Below are 20,584 nucleotides of genomic sequence, written 5' to 3' on the forward strand. Positions count from 1 at the left end.
AGAATTCGTGACTTCAACAGTTACTTCTTGGAGACCTTGCCCTCGGCATCCTTGGTCACCAGCATCTCGGAGACGGGGATGAAGCCCTGCTCCTCAACGAGGGAGCCCTGGACGTCGTCGGAGAGCATGTAATCGAGGAACGCCTTGGTGGCGTCGTCGGCATCCTCGGCGCAGTACATGTGCTCGGTCGCCCAGATGGGGAAGCTGTTGTCGAGGACGTTCTTGCTCTCCGGCTCCACGCCGCCCACCTTGATGGCGGTGAACTTGGAGTCATCGAAGTGGGAGAAGTCGATGTAGGAAATGGCGTTATCGGTGGAGCCCATGAGGGTCTGGACGTCGCCGGACTTGTCCTGCTCGGGCTGAGCCGGCTTATAGGTATTCTTCTCGTCACCGAAGACGGCGGCCTCGAAGGTGGCGCGGGTGCCGGACCCCTCCTTGCGGTTGACGACGACGATCTCAGCGTCGTCACCACCGACCTCGCTCCAGTTGGTGATGGTGCCGCCGAAGATTCCCTTGAGCTGCTCGAGGGTCAGGTCGTCGACGGTAACGTTCTTGGAGACGATCGGGCCCATGCCCACGACGGCGACCTCATGGTCGACGAGCTTGGCGGCAGCGTCGGCATCGAGCTTGGTCTCGGCGAAGACGTCGGAGTTGCCGATGGTCACGGTTCCGGAGGAAACGGCGGTGAGGCCGGCGCCGGAACCATTGCCGGAACCAGAGATGACGCAGTCGGGGTTCTCGTTCATGAACTGCTCGGCCGCAGCCTCGACGAGCGCCTGGAAGGAGGAGGCACCGTCATAGGTGACCTCGCCCGTCACGGTAGCGGCGGCATCGGCAGAGCCGGCAGCGGGAGCGTCAGAGCCACCGCAGCCAGCCAGACCAAGACCGGCGACAGCGGCAAGACTGCCAGCGAGACCGAGGAAGGAGCGGCGAGAGCAGGAATAATCGAACATGGTTCTCCCTTCGAGAGCAAACGTGCGCAATGCGCGGACGGTCCGGGGCGTGTCCTTAAGGCCCCAATGGGGAACCTTCAACTCCCCATCCGTCGTACCGCAAGCACAATACCGCGCGTTCGCCGCCCATTCCTCCACGTTCGCCGTCTCTTACGGCTCTCTGACCATCCATTACCGCCCGCTGCGCCCCAGCTTACCCGCGGCTTACATAGACGACTGAGATTGACGCCCATGCGTTATGCCGTGGACAACCACCCGGCCAACCCGCCACATTCCCCCTGCCCATTCGAGGGCGAACGGCGTTTGAAGCATGTTCCAAGCCGATAAAGGGGGTCTTTATTTAAAAAGTGAGGGGTTTATTTGGCAACAGCTGAATATACACGCACGTTCTTCCGTCGAATCATGCGGATATGGTCCAGCTAAAGCGTGTGCATACGGCGAGCCGGGATAACCGCTCATATTCTATTTTTTAACCCCTCTTACGGGGACGTTTCGTCCTCGAGCGGCCCGCGGTACCCGTTCGTCCCGAGTCGTCGCCATGGCGTCTGCGGTACAGGTAGCCGCCAAACACCATGGAAAGCGCAATGATCACGAAGCCGAAGATTTGCTCCCAGAAATTGGGCACGATTGCCTCCCGTCCTATCCCTGCATGCATACGATACACACGTGCAATGGGGCACCGTGGCTCATTCTCCGCGGTGCCCGCGTCTCTTACAGCTCGAGCTCGTTGAGGCGAAGAATAGCCAAGATATACATCTTGAGAGCGTCGCGCAAAAGCGCCTCGTTCGCCGCCTCGTTGGGACCGTGCATGGTGCCTGCCCACTCGGGAAGTTCGAGGTCGTTGTCCTCGGGGCCGAACGACACCGCACTCTTGAAGTTGCGGGCATAAGTGCCGCCTCCCATGGAGAACGGCTCGGCATGTTTGCCCGTAACCTCGCGATATGTGTCGAGCAGCGCTTGCACGGCGGGGCTCTCCGCCGAGGTCGAGAACGGCTCCTTGGTGCTGTCGAGCACGAATTCTGCACCATACCGCGCCGCGTGGGCACGGCAGATCATGGACATCTCGTCGCAGGTGATCGAATCGGGATAGCGAACGTCGATGGTCTGCGAGATACGCCCGTCAGAAACCTTGATCGTGCCCGCGTTGCAGGTGAGCGGACCGAAAGCCGCGCTCTCAGCCTCGATGCCCAAACCCTCGCCTGCCGTTCCCTCATGCACGATGGAAAGCAGGTTGAGATAGGTGCGCTCGCCTTCAGAGAGGAGATCGGGCCGCTCGGCCGAGATCTCCTGCAGATAGTCGACAATCAGAGCAATGGCATTGACGGTACCCTGAGGCAGCGAAGCATGTCCGCCGATGCCCTTGGCGAAAATGCGGGACCGCCCCTCCCCGAGCGGCTCAACCGTCAAGCGCTCCGCATGAGACCGCGGTGCGGGAAGCTCAGAGACGGGGACTGCAAGCACACACACCGACTCGCTCGGAATGGCATTGGTGGCATCCGCGCCACTCCACGACTCGATGGCGCCGTCTTTGATAGGCGCACTCACGAACATGCCGCCAAAGCAACCCTTCTCGGCATTGCAAACGGGAAACTCTGCATCCGGCGTGAAGAGGAACAGCGGCTGCTCATGAGACTCGAGGTAATGGTGGACGTCGGTCATCCCGACCTCCTCATCGCACCCCAAAAGCGCACGGAAACCGTAGCGGGGCTTGATACCGCGGCTCAGCAGGTATGCACCGGCGTATAGCGAGAGCACCGCCGGGCCCTTGTCGTCGATCACGCCGCGGCCAAGCAGCCAACCCTCGCGGCGCTCCATCACATAGGGGTCGGTTGCCCAACCGGGACCAGCGGGAACGACGTCGACATGCGCTATCGTAGCGATGTGCCCATCAAGCTCCCCCGCGATATCGGCGATGCCGACGTAGCCCCCATCGTCCCCCGTCTCGTATCCAAGGCGATGGGCGATGTCGAGAGCGCAGTCGAGGGCATCTCGCACGGTGGCACCGAAAGGAGCGCCGGGCATCGATTTCCCAGCATCGGCGACCGAAGGATGCGCGACGAGGGCGGCGATGTCGGCCACCACATCCTCCCAGACCTCATCGACATATGCCTCAATGTCATCCATACTTCCAGTGCGCATGGGCACTCCCTTCATGAAGACGTTCAATCTAGACCATTGTGCCCCATAAACCGGATGGGGCAAAGCCCGTGAGCAAACCCTCGGCAAGCGGACCCGGGTCTCTCGGCAAACAAGCGGCGCGGCGCGACCGAGGTGCGGGCCGCGATTCCGCTAGGCCACACCCAGCACGCGCGCCACCTCGAGCATAGAACCGCAAGACACATCCGCGGCATCATGCTCACCGAGTTGGGCGGCACCCGTGTACACGCCGATACAGGGGACACCGCAGGCGTGGGCACCCTCGATATCGTTGAGGCGGTCCCCAACCATCACAACGTCGGCGGCGTCAACGCCCATATACTCGAGGGCATCGCGGATGGAGTCCGCCTTGGTGAGGCGAACGGGCTCATTGAGGCCCATGACGCACTCGAACCGATCGGTCCAGCCGAGCTGATCGACCATACTCCGAGCACCCGACTCCTTACGCGACGTCGCGATCGACATACGCCGCCCCGCAAGCGTTAGACGATCGAGCAGGAAGGGCACGTCGTCGATTGGCGGGAAGTCGGAGGGAGTGACGGTCTTGTCGAACAGCTCGCGATACTCTTGAGTGAGTGAGAGCGCAGTGTCGTGCGTCACGCCGAACGCGCGCTCGAATCCCGACACGAGCGGCGGGCCCAGGAGCTTGCGTAAATCGGCATCGGTGGGCTCGATGCCCCGCGCGCGGAGCACGGCGCGCGCAGTTCGCATGACGGCTCCGCCAGTGTCTGCCAGCGTGCCATCGAAGTCGAAGAGGACGACGGAACGGTCTCGAAGACGCGTGGGCATCTCGGAGTCGGCGATCATATACGGCTCCCTTCAACGTCCATATATGCCATTTGGGATGAAAAGACCCCGACGGGCCCGTGCCCGTCGGGGTCTGCAGCGAACCTAAGGTTCAAAGGCGCTACACCGGAATGCTACTCGGCGTCCTCGGCCTTCTCCTCACCCTCGAGCGGGGTGACCTCGATCTCGATGCCGAGGGTCTCGGCAGCAGACTTCATGGAGAGGGAGATGCGACGACGATCGAGGTCGATCTCCATGACCTTGACCTGGACCTTGGCACCCACAGCGGTGACCTGGGCCGGCTGGTCAACGTGCTTGTTAGCCATCTCGGAGATGTGGACCAGGCCCTCGATGCCGTCACCGAGGTCAACGAACGCGCCGAAGGGCACGAGCTTGGTGACGGTGCCCTCGACGATGGCGCCGACGGGGTACTTCTTGACGAGCGCGCGCCACGGATCCTCGGTGGTCTGCTTGAGACCGAGGGAGATGCGCTCGCGATTCAGATCGACGTCGAGAACCTCGACCTCGACCTCCTGGCCGACCTTGACGACCTCGGAGGGGTGGTTGACGTGGTTCCAAGAGAGCTCGGAGATGTGGATGAGGCCGTCGATGCCGCCCAGATCCACGAAGGCGCCGAAGTCCACGATGGAGGAAACGGTGCCCTTGAGACGCATACCGCTCTTGAGCTTGGAGAGGATCTCGGAGCGCTCGGCCTTGCGGGACTCCTCGAGCACCACGCGACGGGAGAGCACGACGTTATTGCGGTTGCGATCCATCTCGATGACGCGAGCCTCGATAGAGGTGCCGAGGTAGGAGGTGAGATCCTTCACGCGGCGAAGGTCAACGAGGGAAGCGGGCAGGAAGCCGCGCAGGCCGATGTCGAGGATAAGACCGCCCTTGACGACCTCGATGACCTCGCCCTCGACGTTCTCGCCGGCGTTGAACTTCTCCTCGATGCGATTCCAGGCACGCTCGTACTCGGCGCGCTTCTTGGAGAGAACCAGACGACCGTCCTTGTCCTCCTTCTGGAGCACGAGCGCCTCGATGGAGTCGCCCAGCGCAACGAGGTCGGCAGGGTTGGCGTCCTTACGGATGGAGAGCTCGCGGACAGGAATGACGCCCTCGGACTTGAAGCCGATGTCGACGAGGACCTCATCGCGCTCGATCTTCACAACGGTGCCGTTGACCAGGTCACCCTCATCGAAATCGGTGATGGAGTTGTCGATGAGGTTGTTCATCTCCTCGGTATCGACGTCGTCGAGGGAGAAGATGGACGAGTTCTGAATCTCACTCAAAGGTGGACCCCTTTCGAACTACGGGGCCCCGATTACCTGACCTGCAGATGGTTGCGAGCCTTAAGGCGATAATCGCCAGCGCGCGCGCACCGTTTGGAACAATCTCGGGGGCCGACAGATACTAATGTGAAGCATATGCATTCACGAAACAGTAGATTACGTGGAAACAAAGTCGTTTTCAAGCGTCAACTGCGATTTTTTCGTACTCGGCAATAAACCTTTCGCGAATGGCGCGCCCCTTCCTCGAGCCCTCACGTAAAATGCTATACACAAATCGATTCAATTCCAGGAGCCCTTGTGTCCACCATCCAAGAAGTCGCCAAGCGGGCCGGTGTGTCGGCGGGAACGGTCTCGCGCTACCTCAACGGCCATCAACTCAAAGCGGGCAATCAATCTCGCGTCGAGGCGGCGATTGAGGAACTCGGGTACCGCAGCAACTACCTTGCCCGCAGCTTGCGCTCCAACCAGAGCATGTCCATCGGTCTGCTTATCAACAATATGCTGAACCACTTTGCCGTGAGCGTTGTTGCGCAGGTGGAACGCGAGATGGAGCTCAATGACTACAATATCATCCTCTCTGGATTTCGCGAGGATCGCGAGGTCTTCATCCGCAAGCTCGAAAATCTCATCGACCGCCGCGTGGACGGCCTCATCCTCTTCGAGGCGATTGAGGACGAACGCGCACGCAAGCTCATCGAGCAGAGCGGGATCCCAACCATCTCCATATCCAACCCCCTTCCCTATCCATGTGTCGACAACATGCTCGCCGCCAATCGCAAAAGCTGCCGCGAAGTGACGCGCCGCATCATACACGCAGGCCACGCACGCATTGGCGTGCTCGCCGGCATCCAAGAGGAATACGTCTCGCGCGAGCGCTTGGCAGGTGTGCTCGAGGCATTTGACGAGGCGGGCCTGCCGCGCAACAACGCCGTGGTGCGCATTGGCGACTATCCGCGCGAATGCGGGTATCGCGACATGATGCACCTCGTCTGCGAGGATCACGTGGACTGTGTCTTCGCACTCAACTACGGGCGTAGTCAAGGCGCCCAGCAGGCGTTAAACGAGCTTGGGCTGCGCATCGGCGAAGACATCTCGTTCGCATGCTATGACTACCTGGACACCAAGACCTACTTTCACCCGAGCATCACCACGGTGTGCCCGCCCTCGCTCGAAATCGGTACGAACGCCGCGCGCGAGATCCTCTCCATGATTCAAGAGGGGCGTTTGGGCAGGGGTCGCATCACGTATACCGACGAGGACATCGCCTGGTTGCCCTCCATCATCGGCCTGGACGCATAGCGCACTGGTAATTGGCGCCCGGCCCATAACGCGATGGCCCCGCAACCGACTTGGGTTGCAGGGCCATCGCGTTTCTGCAAGATAACGGTCGATCGTTGAGCGCGCCTAGGCGTTCTTCTTCGCAAGGTCGATGAACTTGCCGGCCAAGATCTTGAAGGTCTCGGCGCTCATGAGCTGATCCTCGGCGTGAATGAGGATGATGCTCGGGTCGATGTGGTCGCCGCAGGCCTCCTGGGCGATCATCTCGCCGTGCTTAGCGTGACCGACCAGGAAGAACTGCTCGCCCTCGACGACGCGGGCCTCGGCCTCATCGATCTTGCCCTCGCCGGCGAGGTCGATGGCCTCGATGAAGCAGCTGCGGGCGGAGCCCACGTTGGCGATGATCTCGAAGCAGGCCATCTCGATCTTGTTCATGTCTTCCATGTTATTCCTCGCTCTCCGCGGCGTTGACAGCCGCACTTTGGCCCTCCTCCGGCAGTTCGCCGTTGGCGGATACCGAATCGGACTCGTCGTCTCGGACGGAAGCGCCGTTCGCCTTGATGTAGGCCTCCATGTCACGCAGACGCTTCTTGATTTTACGCTTGGCAAAGGGGCTGTACAGAGTGCCCATGAGCTTGCCGTTGAGGTCGTTGAGGGTCTTATCACCCTCGTAGCCCTCCTCGTAGACGACGCTGATGGCGTCCTGTCCCTCGATGGGCTCAATCTCGTAGCGCACGGTGTTGACGCCGCGCGACGAGGTGATGGAGGCGGCGTACAGGCGCGGGGGCTCGAACTCGGTGATCTTGGTGGTGACATGCTGGGCACCGCCGAGCTTGGCGTTTAGCGTCTTCTGATAGGTGAACCCCGCCTTGAGCTTCTTTGCCGGCACCTTCTTGCCGCGCGCCTGCTCGGCGTCGTAAAGCACCGACGTGACGATGCTCTCGAAGAGGTCATCGGCACTGATGCCCATCTTGACCTGTACTTTCATTAACCCTCCTCATAGGGGCGCCCCGCCACGCGCAAGGGCGCCCTCGTGTCGCTAGAAGCCGCGGGACTCGGCGAGCTGCTTGTACCAGCGACCGCTCTTCTTAATGCGGCGCTCCTGCGTCTCGAGGTCGAGCTCAACCAGGCCGTAGCGGTTCTTGTAGGCGTTCAGCCAGCTCCAGCAATCGATGAACGTCCAGAGATGATACCCGATGCAGTTGGAGCCCTCATCGATGCCGCGGGCGAGCTCGGTCAGGTGCTCCTTGATGAAGTCGATGCGATAGTCGTCCTGGATGGCGCCATCGGGTCCGCGGAACTTCTCCTCGCCCTCGACACCCATGCCGTTCTCAGACACGATCCACTCAATGTTGCCGTAGTTGTCGCGCAGGTTGATGGCGATGTCGTACAGCGCGTGCGGATAGATCTCCCAGCCGCGGTGCGGGTTCATGCGACGACCCGGCATGGCGTACACGTCGTAGTAGTACGTGGGCATGAAGGGCGCCTCGGGGTTGGGCAGGCTCGCACGGGCGCAGACGCGCAAGGGCTGGTAGAAGTTAACGCCCAGGTAATCCACCGTGTTGTCGCGGATGATGGCGAGATCGGTCTCGTCGACCACGGGCATGAGGCCGTGCTTCTTGATGAGCTCGACGAGCTCGGGATCGTAAGCGCCGTGCACGCTCGGGTCCAGGAAGCTCTTGTTGGCGAAGAGCTCGGCGATGTGGGCGGCGCGAGCGTCGGCGGGATTTTCGGAACGCGGATAGGCGGGCGTGAGGTTGAGCACGATGCCGATCTTGGCGTCGGGCAGGACCTCATGGCAGGCACGGACAGCCAGCGCGCTGGCGAGCGCCGTGTGGTAGGCAACCTGTGCCGCGGCCTTAGGGTCGACCCTGCAGGGATAGTGGTACTGCTGCAGATAGCCGCACTCCACGTGCACGATGGGCTCGTTGAACGTGTACCAGCGCTTGACGACGTCGCCGAACAGCTCGAACGCAATGCGGGCATAGCGTTCGTAGAGGTCGACGACCTCGCGGCTTTCCCAGCCGCCGCGCTCCTGCAGGGCGACGGGCATGTCGAAGTGGAACAGGTTCACGAAGGGCTCGATGTCCTCGTCGCGCAGCGTGCCGAACACGTTGCGGTAGAACTCGACGGCCTCGGGGTTGGGGTCGCCCTCCGGATCGGGCAGCAGGCGCGACCAGCTGATCGAGGTGCGGAAGGAGTTCTGCCCCGTCTCGTGCAGCAGCTCGATATCCTCGCGCCAATGCTCGAAGAACGTCGACGTGTCGGCTGGACCGACGCCGCCGTGGAACTTGTAGGGCTCCTCCTCGAACCAGAGGTCCCAGATATCCGGGGCCTTGTGATCGGCGGTATGGGCGCCCTCCGCCTGGGCCGCGCTCGTGGCACTACCGAAGTAGAACCCTTCCGGGAACTTGACGTCCATCGTCTTACCTCTTTCTCTTCACGAACAGGTAGATGCCGCTCACGATGACGATCGCCAAGCCGCCCACGAGCAGGCCGAGGCTCATCTCAGAGCCGGCGGCGGCACCGAAATTCGACATCACGATGAAGAAGAAGCCCAGGCCCATGATGAAAACGGCCCAAGGAGATCGAAATCCCATGAGTAGCAAACCTTCCTCTAGGTAAAAGGGCCACCGGCGAGTCAGCAGACCACCGGCGGCCGACGGGCGTGACCCGCATGGAGCATATGCAACCACTGTGGGCCACGCGAATCAATCGTTGAAAGCCGAAGCCCTTAACGCCTAGGCAGCGGCCTCGGTCTTCTCCTGCTCCTTGTTCGCAAGGATGACGAACGGGAGCCAGATGATGAAGGAGACAGCGAGGTTCAGGAGCGCGACGAGCGCGGCCATGACGTTGCCGCCGGTGGCGAAGAAGGCGTACAGGCCAACGGGCATAATCCAGGGAACCTGGATGTAGACCGGCGGAATGATGCCGGCGTAGGTGAAGCCGAGCGCGATAGCGGCGGTGATCACCGGGACGAGCAGCCACGGGAAGAAGTAGATCGGGTTCAGCACGATGGGCATGCCGAAGATGATGGGCTCGTTGATATTGAACACGCCCATGGGAGCGGCCAACTTGGCGATGGTCTTGGAATCCTCACGCTTGGAGAAAAAGAGGATGGCGATGATCAGGCCGAGGGTAAGACCGGAGCCACCCATCATGGTGTAAGCGTCGAAGGAGCCGCGGGTCCACATGTAGGGAAGCTGGGAGAGGTCGCCGGTGGCGTTCCAGACGGCGAGGTTCTCGAGCAGAGCGGGGGTGTAGATGCCCTCGGTGATGGGGGCGAGGACGTTCATGCCGTGAATGCCGAAGAACCAGAAGAGCTGGGCCAGGAACTCGACGAGCAGGACCGTGAAGAAGCCGGAGGACATGCCGAGCAGCGGGCGCTGGATGAACTCGGAGATGAGGTCGTTCGGGTAGGAACCGGAGACGACGACGCAGATCTGCGTGATGATGGCGGACACGAAGATCGCCGCGACGCCGGGGATCATGGCCACGAAGGCGCTGTTGACCGCGGGCGGCACGGAATCGGGCAGCTTGATGGTGAGCTTGGCCTGGATGAGCTTGATGTAGATCATCGTGCAGACGAGGCCGAAGATCAGGGCGGTGAACAGGCCCGTGGCGCTGGTGAGCGCCGTGGAGATCATGCTCGAGCCCACAACGTCCATCGTAACCGCACCGGCGTCCGTCACCGTAAGACCGGTGAGGCCGGCGGCCTCGAGAGCCTTGACCGCATCGGGGGTGACGTCGGCCAGGGTGTAGGCGAAGCTCGGGGCGAAGTTCATCGTGGCAACGACGGAAGCCAGGGAGACGGCGCCGCCGGAAATCGGCGAGACGTCATAGGACTTGCAGAGGTGGTAGCCGAGGGTGAACGCGAAGCAGAGCGCGAGAATGGAGATGGAGCCGTTGTACACGTTCACGTTGACGTTGATGAGCTGGGTGCAGGCCTCGGTGAAGGCGTTGCCCGCGCCCCACCAGGTGTTGGGGAGGTCACGGAAGAACACGTTCAGAAGCGTTGCGACGGAGCCGGCCATCGTGACCGGCATGATGGAGATAAAGCCGTCACGGATGGCGACGAGGTGACGCTGATTGCCGATCCTCTGCGCGATCGGCATGAACTTGGTCTCCATCCAGTGCATGAAACCGTCCATGGGTGATGCCATGTCGTCTCTCCTTAAAAAAGTGGGGTGATGATCGAATAGACACGGATGCGGGTGCCCCCGCGGGTTCGGGCGCGCCGGGCGCGCGGCCGATTACTCGTGGCCGATGAGCTTGAGACCCTGATCGAGGACCTTGGCACCGTCCATCATGCCGTATGCCATCATGTCGATGACCTCGACCGGCGTGTCGCCGGCGACCGACTTGACCTTGTCCAGCAGGAAACGAACCTGCGGACCGAGCAGGATGACGTCGGCCTTCTCGGCGTTCGCCTGAGCCTCGGCCTCGGGCACGGCCCAGATGGTGGCCTCGATGCCGCGCTCCTCGGCGCTCGCCTGCATCTTGGAGACCATCAGGCTCGTGGACATGCCTGCGGAGCAGCAAAGCAGAATGTTGACCATGAGCTCTCCTCCTTTCCTTCTCCCGCGCGGTGCGGGAACGACATTGCGCGGCCGTGGAAATGCGACCGCAATATTCTCATCACCCCACCTTGATGATACGCCGTGGAGCGAGGAATACCCAACGAAAGTTGACGTGCGCCGCGCAAGCGGCGGGTGGGCAGGGGGTCGCCCGCCCGGACCGCCTCGCGCAGGCCCCTTAAGCGAACTGGGGCAGGTACTGCCTGTGGGCCTCGATAAGCTCATCCACCACGATGTTGGCGAGCTTGTCGGAGGGGCACAGCGGGTTCATCTCGAGCGCCGCGACGGCAAGGTCGCGGTCGCCAGTAATCGCCGCCTCGACCACCATGCGCTCGAAGCCCTTCATCATCTGCACGTAGCCGGCGATGCGGGGCTTGAGCTCGCCCGTGGTGAGCGGCTTGGGGCCGTCGGCGGTGATGCGGCACGCCACCTCGACGGCGCTCGTCGAGGGCAGGCCCTCGATGCAGCCGTCGTTGCGGACGTCGACGTACTGGATGTCGCCGCGGTTGGTGTGGATGGACTCGATGAGGCTGCAGGCGGCATCGCTGTAGCGGGCGCCGCCGCGCTGCTCGAGCTGCTTGGGCTTGATGTCGAGATTCTCGTCGCGGTAGATCTCGAAGAGCTCGTCCTCGAGGCGGGAGACCACCTCGCCGCGGACGTCGCCCTCCTCGAACTCCTTGAGCTCCTCGGCGAGCATCTCGTCGGTATGGAAGTAATAGTTGTGGTAGGGGCACGGAATCGCGCGGATGCCGCGGATGAACGCCGGCGAGAACGGGATGGACATGAAGTTCTTCATGAAGAGGGCCTCGTCCTCGGAGACGTGGGCGTACTTCTCGACCGCCTCGTCGATGACGGAGACGCCATCCACGAACACACCGGTGGCGAAGACGAAGTGATTCACGCCCTGGAGCTGGAGCTCGAGACGGCTCTCATCGACGTCGAGCACGCGGGCGATACCGGCGTGCATGTTGATGGGCACGTTGCACAGGCCGATGGCGCGGTCGAAGTCGGTGTAGTTGAGGATGGCCTCCTCGATCATGCCGGAGGGGTTGGAGAAGTTGATCATCCACGCATCGGGGCAGAGCTCCTGAACCTCACGGACAAAGTCGAGGATGACCGGGATGGTGCGGAACGCCTTGAACATGCCGCCGGCGCCGTTCGTCTCCTGGCCGAGCATGCCGTGGGACAGCGGGATGCGCTCGTCGAGCACGCGGGCGGGAAGACGGCCGATGCGGACCTGAGAGGTCACGAAGTCGGCGCCGTCGAGCGCGGCGCGGCGATCGGTCGTGAGGACGACCTTGGTGGGAAGGCCGGCGCGCTTGACCATGCGCTGGGCCAGTGCGCCCACCGTGTCGAGCTTCTCCTGGCCCTCCGGGATGTCGACGAGCCACAGTTCGTCCACGGGAAGGTTCTCATAGCGCCTGATGAAGCCCTCGACCAGCTCGGGGGTGTAGCTCGAGCCGCCGCCGATGGTCGCGATCTTGATACCGTTTGCCATAAGTCCTCTCCTCCTCTTCAACAAGTTCAGGATGATCTGCTCAACGCGATATTCCTCAATTAGGCTGCTCGCCCTTGAGGCCGTCCTGCCTTTTGTCGATGGCGTGTGACGGGTTGAATAACAGCTCTTGGGTTACGTTGTACTTCCCTAGAGCAAGATGCCGAAGCGCGACCAGGAATCCAGGTGGTCGAGCAGCATCTGCTCGTAGGCGGGCAAGGTGCCAACCACGTTGCGCGTGCCGTCGTCGGGCATGTCCTGCAACACCAGCTGCAGCTCACCCTTATAGCGGGGGCTGGCGTTGTTGACAACCACCACGTCGCCGCGCTTGAGGTCGCGGCCGACCGGACGCACCGGGATGTCGAGGTCGGCGAACTCGACGCGTGACCACGTGCTGCGCAGCAGATAGGGACTCAGGTCGCCGCGGACCTTGTGCTTGGGATAGAGAGCGACCATGCGCTCGTTGTCGGTCAAGCCGGAATCGGCGACAGGACGCATCTGGACGAGGGAGCGATCGATCTGCTCAATAGAAGCCAGCTCCTCCTCGGTGGCAAAACAGTTGGAGATGATGATGTCGTCGACCAGGCCAATGGCAGACAGGTGGCGCGCCTGGAAGTCGAGCGGAAGCTCGCGATGGCACTCGAGGGTGACGAGGCCCTCACGCAGGGGCCAGGGGCCGAAGGCATCGGCGCGGGGGATGCCGATGAACGCGGCGAGGTTCACGCCAAGCTCGCAGACGATTGCGCTCTCGCGCTCAAAGAACGCGGTGTCAAGACCGCTAAATCGCTGCGGATAGAAGTTATGACAGGAAATGAGGCGCGCACGATCGGGATCATGCGCGAGCGTCGCGGGCAGGATGCCATCGGCGCAGCTGGCGTTGAGCTCGATCATGAGACCGTAGGGGTTACGGGTCATGTCGGCGACCTGGCTGGGCTGGAAGGGCTCGTCGAGGCGGATGCCGTCGGCGCCGATCTCGTGGAAGAACGAGAGGTCGTCATAGGAGATGCCGAGTTTGGCGAAGACGTTGGGAGCGACGTCGAAGACGACCTCCATGCCGTTCGCGTGGGCGCAGGAGGTGAGCTCGGCAGACTCGCGCTTGACCTGATCGGGATCCCCCTCGACCGACAGCAGGCAGGAGAAGATGCGGCTAAAGCCGTGTGCCGCGGCGCGCTCGATGTATGCGCAATCCTGCTCAACCGTCGAATGCTCCGGATACAGGGAGATACCCCACTTCATACGCGGACGTCCTTCCTCACGTGGCCTGCGTCGGCGCACACGGCAATTGTGTGCATCTGATGGTTGGAATTATATCGATTCAATTGGAGTCCGGCAGTAGGAATACTCCACCCCTCTCAGGTGCTAAGACGCTATTTCTTGGCGTAATGCCAGCTATTTGTATCGATTTAATTTTAGTCTGCATAATCGAGTAAAACCGCGAACGGTAGCGATTTACCGGTGAGCGGATGGGGGCAAGCGACGAAAAACGTCTCCGGCTAGCCACCGACATGTCGCGCGCAGAGACGACGGCGGCGAAGGGCCATGAGGGAGACGACGCCCCGCCCGGTCGCGGCTAAGGCGATGCGAAGGTACGAGGGACGATGCAGGGCAACGGCGGGAAAGCGTGGCTCAGGTACTTCGAGGCCACCCTCCCCCGCCATGCCACAAGGAGATTGCAGCCCTCATTCATTTCCATGGCTGGAACGCAGCGATTATGGGCATAATTCATAAACATGCCCATATAAACGGAAAGGAGGCGTTCATGACGGCTCTCAAAGCGGTTGTTTTCGACATGGACGACACGCTGCTCAGCATCAACCTGAACGCCTTCATCGGCATGTTCGCACTTGATGAGGCAAACCTTCTCGCCCAAGCGGCACGCAAGAGTACCGTGGCGCTCTTCACCTCGGTGGGAAGTGCCATGTTGGAGCTCAACAACGGAGAGCGCGCCGAGGGCGACATACGGACGAACCAGCGGTTTTTCGCCGATGAGGTCGAGCGCCGCTGTGGCGTGCCCCTGCTCGAGCCCGCAATCCTCGACATGCTCGAGTTCTACGAGCGCGAGATCCTCCCCAAAAAGAACGACCGCCTCATCGCCGCGCGTCCGCGCGAGGGAGCCCACGAGGCGATTGAGGCCGTACTCAATCGCGGGATGCGCATCGCCCTCCTCACCAACCCGAGCTTCTCGCGCGCCTGCATCGAGTGTCGCATGGGCTGGGGCGACATGCTCTACATGCCCTTCGAGCTCGTGACCACCTGGGAGAACTCGACGCGCTGTAAACCGTGCTCCGGCTACTACCTCGAGGCGCTCGGCAAACTCGGACTCGCCCCCGAGGAGACGCTCATGGTAGGCAACGACCCCAAGCGCGACTTCCCCTCCCCCGCAATCGGGCTCAAGACCGCCTACGTGGGCAACGGCAACCAGCCGCACGCCCTTTGGTGCGGCAGCATGGCGGACTTCGCCAAGGGCTTTGACGAGATCGAAGAGCGGTTCTGCACGGGCGACTGACGCCATGGAGCCTTCACCCGAATACACCCCAGGAGCGGCATCGAACTCAAACGAAGACCAATATTGCGCTGAGAGCGGAATGTAGAAAATGAAGCGTTTCACAGTCCTCATTTTTCGACATTACGCGCTCGGATCATCTCTGTAAGCGAAGCTGTCACATAGGCAGAGGCAGCACGCCTACAACCGTGTCTCGCCCGTCATGATCTTCAAGATCTCGACGTCGGTGTCCTTCATGCCCACGCGGCCCACGTAACCCATGCTGGCGATGGTCTCCTCGACGGTGTCTTGCACGATGCCCTCACCCGCGCGGAAGCCGCGGCCGGCGAGCGCCATGTCGCATCCCAGGATGGCGGCATCCACCGCGGCGGAGATCTTCGCCGCGCAGCTCGCCTTGGCACCGTCGCACACGATGCCGCCCACGTTGCCGAGGGTGTTCACTACCGTCGCGCCGATCTGCTCGCGCGTGCCGCCGCGCATCCAGCAGATGGCCGCGCCCGCACCGCACGCGGCGCACACCACGCCGCAGAACGCGGAGAGGGCTCCGATATAGCTCTTGGTATGAATGGCGACGAGGTCCGCCAGCGCAAGGGCGCGCGTGAGACGCTCCCCCTCGATGCCGAGCTCCTCAGCGTAGGTGAGCACCGGCAGGGCGCACGTGATGCCCTGGTTGCCCGAGCCGCATACGATCGCGACGGGCAGGGCGCAACCGCTCATACGGGCGTCGGAACCAGCGGCGGCGCGGGCCCGGGCGCGGCAGGCGAGGTCGTCGCCGCGCGTGGCGAGCAGCGTGCGTCCGACCTCGGCGCCCCATGCGTTCTCGAGACCCTCGGCGGATATGGCAGCGTTAAGCGTGAGCTGGCGTTCAAGAGAGGCACGCGCATGCGAGATATCGCCCGACTCAACGTAATCGAGGATGACGTCGAGCGACAGCCCCGGCACCGGAGCCGTCTGGGACTCGTCCTCAGCAGCCTCCTGAACCGAGACGGCACTCATGAGCGCGCACGTCCCCGAGCACGCGTCCTCGACGTCACGCTCGGCTCGCGCGGCGGGGCACAATTGGATCGCGGGTACGCCGTCGCGCGTACAGCGGACAACGTTGGTGTGGTGCTCCGAGATGGCGACCTCCGCCGCATGCCCGAGAGCCTCGGCGCGCACCTCGATATACAGATTGGGCACGCCCTCGATGAGGGAGATATCAATATAGTCCTCTCGGGCGAGCAGCTCGCGCGTGCGGACGATGTCGGCATTGGTAACACCCTCGAGCGTCTCAAGGGCGGCCGAGGCGTCACCGCCCACGGCGCCCAAGACCGCAGCAGCCTCGACCCCGCGCATGCCGCCCGAGTTGGGAACCGTGACGCTCTTAACGTTCTTGATGATGTTGCCCGAACAGCCCACCGTGAGTTTCTCGGGCTCGCAGCCGAGCACCAGGCGCGCAAGGGCGGCGGCATACGCCAGCGCAATCGGCTCCGTGCATCCCAGCGCGCAGATGAGTTCGCCGTTCAACAGGTCGCCCAACGCGGCGTCGCGATCCTCAACCGTCATCTCGTCTACGCTCTTCTCTGCCACGGGAACCCCCTCGTTCGTATGTCCGATGCTCTTCAGTGTAGCGAACCCGAGCGGCTCCGCGCCATAACAAACCCCGCGCCGTCCGCCGTTAGGCAGATGGCGCGGGGTCGTTAGGGGGTACCGTGCGATTCGACCCCCGACACGGCTTGCAATTGGACTACGTCTCCAACTGGGAAACTAGCCGAAGAAGCGCTCGATCTCGATGGCGGCGTTCTCCAGCGAATCGGAACCGTGGATGACGTTGGCGTTCACATCGACGGCGAAGTCACCGCGGATGGTGCCGGGCGCGGCGTCAAGCGGGTTGGTGGCGCCCATGAGCGTGCGCATCTTGGAGACTGCGGAGAGGCCCGAGACGACCATCTTGACCACGGGACCGCTCGTCATGAACGCGACGAGATTGGGGAAGAACGGCTTGTCGGCGAGGTGGGCGTAGTGGACCTTGACGGTCTCGTCGTCGAGCACGCACTTCTCCATCTTCTCGATGGTAAGACCGGAGCGCTCGATGCGGTCGATGATGAGCCCGGTCTTGCGGTCACGCACGGCATCGGGCTTAATCATGATGAAGGTCTGCTCCATAGCGGGCATGACGTCCCCTTTCAACAGGTATCAACGGTGCGCGCAGGTCGGGCACCCATGAGGAGCCTTCATTGACGGCGACGCGCTGGCCTCATCTTACCCCATGCCACCCTTGACGATTCTCCACCCTCTCCCAAAGTTCACTTTGGAACGCTTCAATTCAGCTATCTGCGGGAAATCACCATCGAGAGTTAACTCTCGATGCAGCAACGACGTCCAAACCGCAACGGTGTTCGGGCAGAGGCGCCATCCGGGTCGCATCGGTATCCGGGACGCAGCGACCACCCGGAGCCGGCGTCTCGCCGCAATTGCCACCCGACGGAGGCGCGGCCTCGGTCGGGTGGCCAGCGAGAGCGGCATCAGGAGCCGCAACCGCGCCTTCAACCGGAGCCCAAGGGTCCCTACGCGCCCGCACCCATGGAGACTACATAGCCCAGACCGCCCACGCGCGCCTCGTCGCCCACGAGCGACGTGCGAACGAACTTGAGCTGCTCCTTCACCGCGGAAGGCGACGTCCCACCCTCCGTGGTGCGCGCGGCGACAATCGCATCGATATCGAGTGCCGAGGTAATGTCGGGCGCGAACAACGGGCTCGCCTCTTGGAAGACCTCGAACGGCAGATCCTCCAGCTGGCATCCGCGGTGGTCGCACTCCAGCACCAAATGCCCCACGACGGCATGGGCTTCACGAAAGGGCATGCCCTTCTTGGCGAGATAATCGGCAACATCCGTGGCTGCCAAATGACCGACCCTGCAGGCGGCGCGCATGCGCTCGGCGTTGATGTGCATCGTGTCCACCATGCCCGCCATCACCTCGAGGCACTGGCTAAGCGTACGAGCGGAGTCGAGCGCCCCCTCCTTGTCCTCTTGGAGATCCTTGTTGTACGCAAGCGGCAGACCTTTGCAGGTCACCAACAGCTGCATGAGGTTACCGTACACGCGCCCGGTCTTACCGCGGATAAGTTCGGCGAAATCGGGGTTCTTCTTTTGCGGCATGATGGACGAGCCGGTCGAGAAGGAATCAGACAGCGTGATGTACCCGAACTCGGAGCTGCTCCACAGCACGATTTCCTCGGCCAGACGCGAGAGATGCATGGCCATGGTCGAACAGGCAAAGTGCAAATCGAGAAGAAAATCTCGATCGGACACGGCGTCAAGCGAATTGGGGATCACGCGCGTGAAACCCATGGCGTAAGCGGTTGCCACGCGGTCGAGCGGATACGTGGTGCCCGCAAGCGCAGCGGCACCGAGCGGAGAGGCATCCGCGGCCTCAAACGCCGCATCGAGCCGCTTGAAGTCGCGCGTGAACATCCAGTAATACGCGAGCAGATGATGCGAGAGCAAGACCGGCTGCGCGTGCTGCAGGTGCGTCATGCCGGGCAGGACCACCGTGCCATTATCGATCGCCACGCGCACCAACACCTGCCGAAGCTTGAGGTTGGCCTCCATGAGCTGCTTGGAAAGAGCCTTGGCGGCGAGGCGCGTGTCGGTGGCCACCTGGTCATTGCGCGAGCGACCCGTGTGTAGGCGCTTGCCCGCTTCGCCTATCCTGCGCGTCAACTCGCTCTCGATGGCCATATGGATGTCTTCGTCATTGATGTCAAAGACGAACGCGCCCGCATCGATCTCGGCCTCAATCGCCGCGAGACCGCTGGCGATGGCTTCATAATCCGCCTCGGTGATGATTCCTTGCTTAGCGAGCATCGCGGCATGTGCGCGCGAACCGGCGATATCCTGTTTATACAGATGCTTATCGACGGGAAGCGATGCACCGAACTCCTGCGTGGACACATCCACGCCGCCCTCGAACCGTCCGCCCCAAAGTGCCATATATCCGCTCTCCTTAGGTAAACTCGATGCGGTTTCGTTAGTAATTCACGACCTGGTCGCAAGCAGTGGACTGGGCATCCGCCACGACCTCGAAATGGACATCTTGACCAGCACCGGCGAGCTGCGCCTGCTTGATGGCCCACGTCTTGATGGAGAGGCCCTGGATGTCGATGAAGCCCTTGGCGGCCTTCTGGTCGAACGCATCGTCGTTGTCGTAGGTGGCGAGCGCGGGGTCGTACAGGGCAGCGGCGCTCTTGCGGCCCACGACCACGCATCCGCCCTTGTAGAACTTGAGCTTCACCGCGCCGGTGAGATCCTGCTGCGTGGCGCCCATAAAGGCATCGAGCGCCTGCTTGAAGGGGCTGAACCAACGGCCGTTGTAGACCTGGTCGGCCCAAAGCTGCTCAAGGGCGAGCTTGTGGTGGAGCACGTCGCGCTCCAGGCACAGATCCTCAAGCGCCTTGTGAGCCTGAATGAGCGCAAGACCCGCCGGGACCTCGTAGCACTCGCGAGACTTGAGACCCACGTAGCGGTTCTCGATCATGTCGATGCGGCCGTAGCCGTTCGCGCCTGCGATGGCGTTGAGCTTTGCAATGAGCTCCGCCAGCGGCAGCTCCCGCCCGTCAAGGCTCGCCGGCACGCCAGCGACGAAGCCGATCTCGACATAGGTGGGCGCGTCGGGCGCGTCAACGGGGTCGACGGTCATCGTCCAGATGTCCGCCGGGGGCTCCGCCCACGGATCCTCGAGGACGCCGGCCTCGATGGCACGGCCCCAGAGGTTATCGTCGATGGAATACGGCTTCTCGATGCTCTGCGCAACCGGCACGCCATGCTTCTGGGCATAAGCAATCTCGTCGGGGCGCATGCCGAGGTCCCACTCACGCACCGGGGCGATGACCTTGAGAGAGGGGTCGAGGGCCGTGATGGAGGTCTCGAAGCGCACCTGGTCGTTGCCCTTACCGGTGCACCCGTGGGCAACGCTCGCCGCGCCGTACTTGTGAGCCACCTCAACGAGGTGCTTGGAGATCAACGGACGGGACAACGCGGAAAGCAGCGGATACTTGTTCTCGTACATGGCATTGGCAGCAAGCGCGCAGGTGATGTAGTCCGAGGCGAACTCGTCGGTCATGTCGACCACTTCGACGGCGATGCAGCCGAGCATCTTGGCCTTCTCGGCAACCTTCTCCAGGCCGTCGTGCTCCTGGCCCACATTGCCGAGCATGGCGATGACGTCGAGACCCATCTCGTTTTGCAGCCATTTTATGCAGACGGAGGTATCGAGGCCGCCAGAATAGGCAAGTACGACTTTTTCCTTGGAGACAGTGTTCACGGTGTTCATGGGTTCATCCTTTCGATATGCCATTCGGCTTGAGAACGGGTGAGCCCAACTGATTGCGATATCCCCACATGGTGCAATTGGGGTACGTCCCCATTGCACCAAACGCGCCGCGAGTCGCGTGCGGCCGTTTGGTAAGAAAAATCCGCCTTGCGGCGGACCCTCCCTCGACGATATCAGTTGGACTCTGCTTGGAGGACTTGACCTCCAAGCGAACAGAGACAACGAGT

At 62.3% G+C, this 20,584-nt stretch carries 18 protein-coding genes; 2 read left to right on the forward strand and 16 right to left on the reverse strand.

The annotated features are described in order from the left end of the window. Positions 1-20: 20 nt before the first annotated feature. The 4 genes from DWV48_RS03950 to rpsA form a co-directional block, all read right to left on the reverse strand. A complete protein-coding gene (locus tag DWV48_RS03950) occupies positions 21-953 on the reverse strand; it encodes a phosphate ABC transporter substrate-binding protein (RefSeq protein ID WP_118653548.1) in 933 nt (310 codons plus the stop codon). Between the two features lie 711 nt (positions 954-1,664). Further along, on the reverse strand, positions 1,665-3,092 hold the full coding sequence (locus tag DWV48_RS03955) for a Sapep family Mn(2+)-dependent dipeptidase (RefSeq protein ID WP_118653549.1): 1,428 nt from the start codon (positions 3,090-3,092) through the stop codon (positions 1,665-1,667). Between the two features lie 150 nt (positions 3,093-3,242). Next, positions 3,243-3,917 carry an HAD family hydrolase gene (locus tag DWV48_RS03960; RefSeq protein ID WP_118653550.1) on the reverse strand — a complete coding sequence of 225 codons (675 nt, stop codon included), beginning with the start codon at positions 3,915-3,917 and terminating at the stop codon, positions 3,243-3,245. A 113-nt stretch (positions 3,918-4,030) separates the two neighbouring features. Next, entirely contained in the window at positions 4,031-5,191 is a 1,161-nt protein-coding gene (gene rpsA, locus DWV48_RS03965; RefSeq protein ID WP_118653551.1) for a 30S ribosomal protein S1, read from the reverse strand. 297 nt (positions 5,192-5,488) lie between these two features. Here rpsA and DWV48_RS03970 point away from each other — a divergent pair, with 297 nt between their 5' ends. Continuing rightward, entirely contained in the window at positions 5,489-6,490 is a 1,002-nt protein-coding gene (locus tag DWV48_RS03970) for a LacI family DNA-binding transcriptional regulator (RefSeq protein ID WP_118653552.1), read from the forward strand. A 105-nt stretch (positions 6,491-6,595) separates the two neighbouring features. On the opposite strand, the gene DWV48_RS03975 is transcribed toward DWV48_RS03970, so the two are convergent. The 8 genes from DWV48_RS03975 to DWV48_RS04010 all read right to left on the reverse strand — a co-directional run bounded on the left by DWV48_RS03975 (position 6,596) and on the right by DWV48_RS04010 (position 13,777). Beyond that, positions 6,596-6,913: a PTS lactose/cellobiose transporter subunit IIA gene (locus tag DWV48_RS03975; protein ID WP_199588892.1), complete on the reverse strand. Its 318-nt coding sequence runs from the start codon at positions 6,911-6,913 to the stop codon at positions 6,596-6,598. A 1-nt stretch (position 6,914) separates the two neighbouring features. Then, positions 6,915-7,457 (reverse strand): DUF3284 domain-containing protein, encoded by a 543-nt coding sequence (locus tag DWV48_RS03980; RefSeq protein ID WP_118653553.1) that lies wholly within the window; start codon positions 7,455-7,457, stop codon positions 6,915-6,917. A gap of 51 nt (positions 7,458-7,508) precedes the next feature. Then, entirely contained in the window at positions 7,509-8,891 is a 1,383-nt protein-coding gene (locus DWV48_RS03985; RefSeq protein ID WP_118653554.1) for a glycoside hydrolase family 1 protein, read from the reverse strand. Between the two features lie 4 nt (positions 8,892-8,895). Next, positions 8,896-9,069 (reverse strand): LPXTG cell wall anchor domain-containing protein, encoded by a 174-nt coding sequence (locus DWV48_RS03990; protein ID WP_118653555.1) that lies wholly within the window; start codon positions 9,067-9,069, stop codon positions 8,896-8,898. A 141-nt stretch (positions 9,070-9,210) separates the two neighbouring features. Next, a complete protein-coding gene (locus tag DWV48_RS03995) occupies positions 9,211-10,632 on the reverse strand; it encodes a PTS sugar transporter subunit IIC (RefSeq protein ID WP_233546129.1) in 1,422 nt (473 codons plus the stop codon). A 90-nt stretch (positions 10,633-10,722) separates the two neighbouring features. Further along, complete coding sequence (locus tag DWV48_RS04000) at positions 10,723-11,028, reverse strand: PTS sugar transporter subunit IIB (protein ID WP_118653556.1); 306 nt, start codon at positions 11,026-11,028, stop codon at positions 10,723-10,725. A gap of 196 nt (positions 11,029-11,224) precedes the next feature. Beyond that, on the reverse strand, positions 11,225-12,544 hold the full coding sequence (locus tag DWV48_RS04005) for a 6-phospho-beta-glucosidase (protein ID WP_118653557.1): 1,320 nt from the start codon (positions 12,542-12,544) through the stop codon (positions 11,225-11,227). A gap of 147 nt (positions 12,545-12,691) precedes the next feature. Next, complete coding sequence (locus DWV48_RS04010) at positions 12,692-13,777, reverse strand: DUF871 domain-containing protein (protein ID WP_118653558.1); 1,086 nt, start codon at positions 13,775-13,777, stop codon at positions 12,692-12,694. Between the two features lie 523 nt (positions 13,778-14,300). Between DWV48_RS04010 and DWV48_RS04015 the strand changes: the two genes are divergently transcribed. Then, positions 14,301-15,047 (forward strand): HAD family hydrolase, encoded by a 747-nt coding sequence (locus tag DWV48_RS04015; RefSeq protein WP_118653559.1) that lies wholly within the window; start codon positions 14,301-14,303, stop codon positions 15,045-15,047. Between the two features lie 177 nt (positions 15,048-15,224). Here the strand turns inward: DWV48_RS04015 and DWV48_RS04020 are convergent, their stop codons facing one another. The 4 genes from DWV48_RS04020 to DWV48_RS04035 form a co-directional block, all read right to left on the reverse strand. Then, the gene (locus DWV48_RS04020; RefSeq protein WP_118653632.1) at positions 15,225-16,589 is read right to left on the reverse strand and encodes a serine dehydratase subunit alpha family protein; all 1,365 of its coding nucleotides are present in this window, start codon (positions 16,587-16,589) and stop codon (positions 15,225-15,227) included. Positions 16,590-16,790: 201 nt separating this feature from the next. Next, the gene (gene ndk / locus DWV48_RS04025; RefSeq protein ID WP_118653560.1) at positions 16,791-17,198 is read right to left on the reverse strand and encodes a nucleoside-diphosphate kinase; all 408 of its coding nucleotides are present in this window, start codon (positions 17,196-17,198) and stop codon (positions 16,791-16,793) included. A gap of 392 nt (positions 17,199-17,590) precedes the next feature. After that, entirely contained in the window at positions 17,591-19,018 is a 1,428-nt protein-coding gene (gene argH / locus DWV48_RS04030) for an argininosuccinate lyase (protein WP_118653561.1), read from the reverse strand. A gap of 37 nt (positions 19,019-19,055) precedes the next feature. Beyond that, positions 19,056-20,357 carry an argininosuccinate synthase gene (locus tag DWV48_RS04035; RefSeq protein WP_118653562.1) on the reverse strand — a complete coding sequence of 434 codons (1,302 nt, stop codon included), beginning with the start codon at positions 20,355-20,357 and terminating at the stop codon, positions 19,056-19,058. Positions 20,358-20,584: the final 227 nt, after the last annotated feature.

The sequence above is a fragment of the Collinsella sp. AF08-23 genome (genome assembly GCF_003479805.1).
Classification (GTDB): domain Bacteria; phylum Actinomycetota; class Coriobacteriia; order Coriobacteriales; family Coriobacteriaceae; genus Collinsella.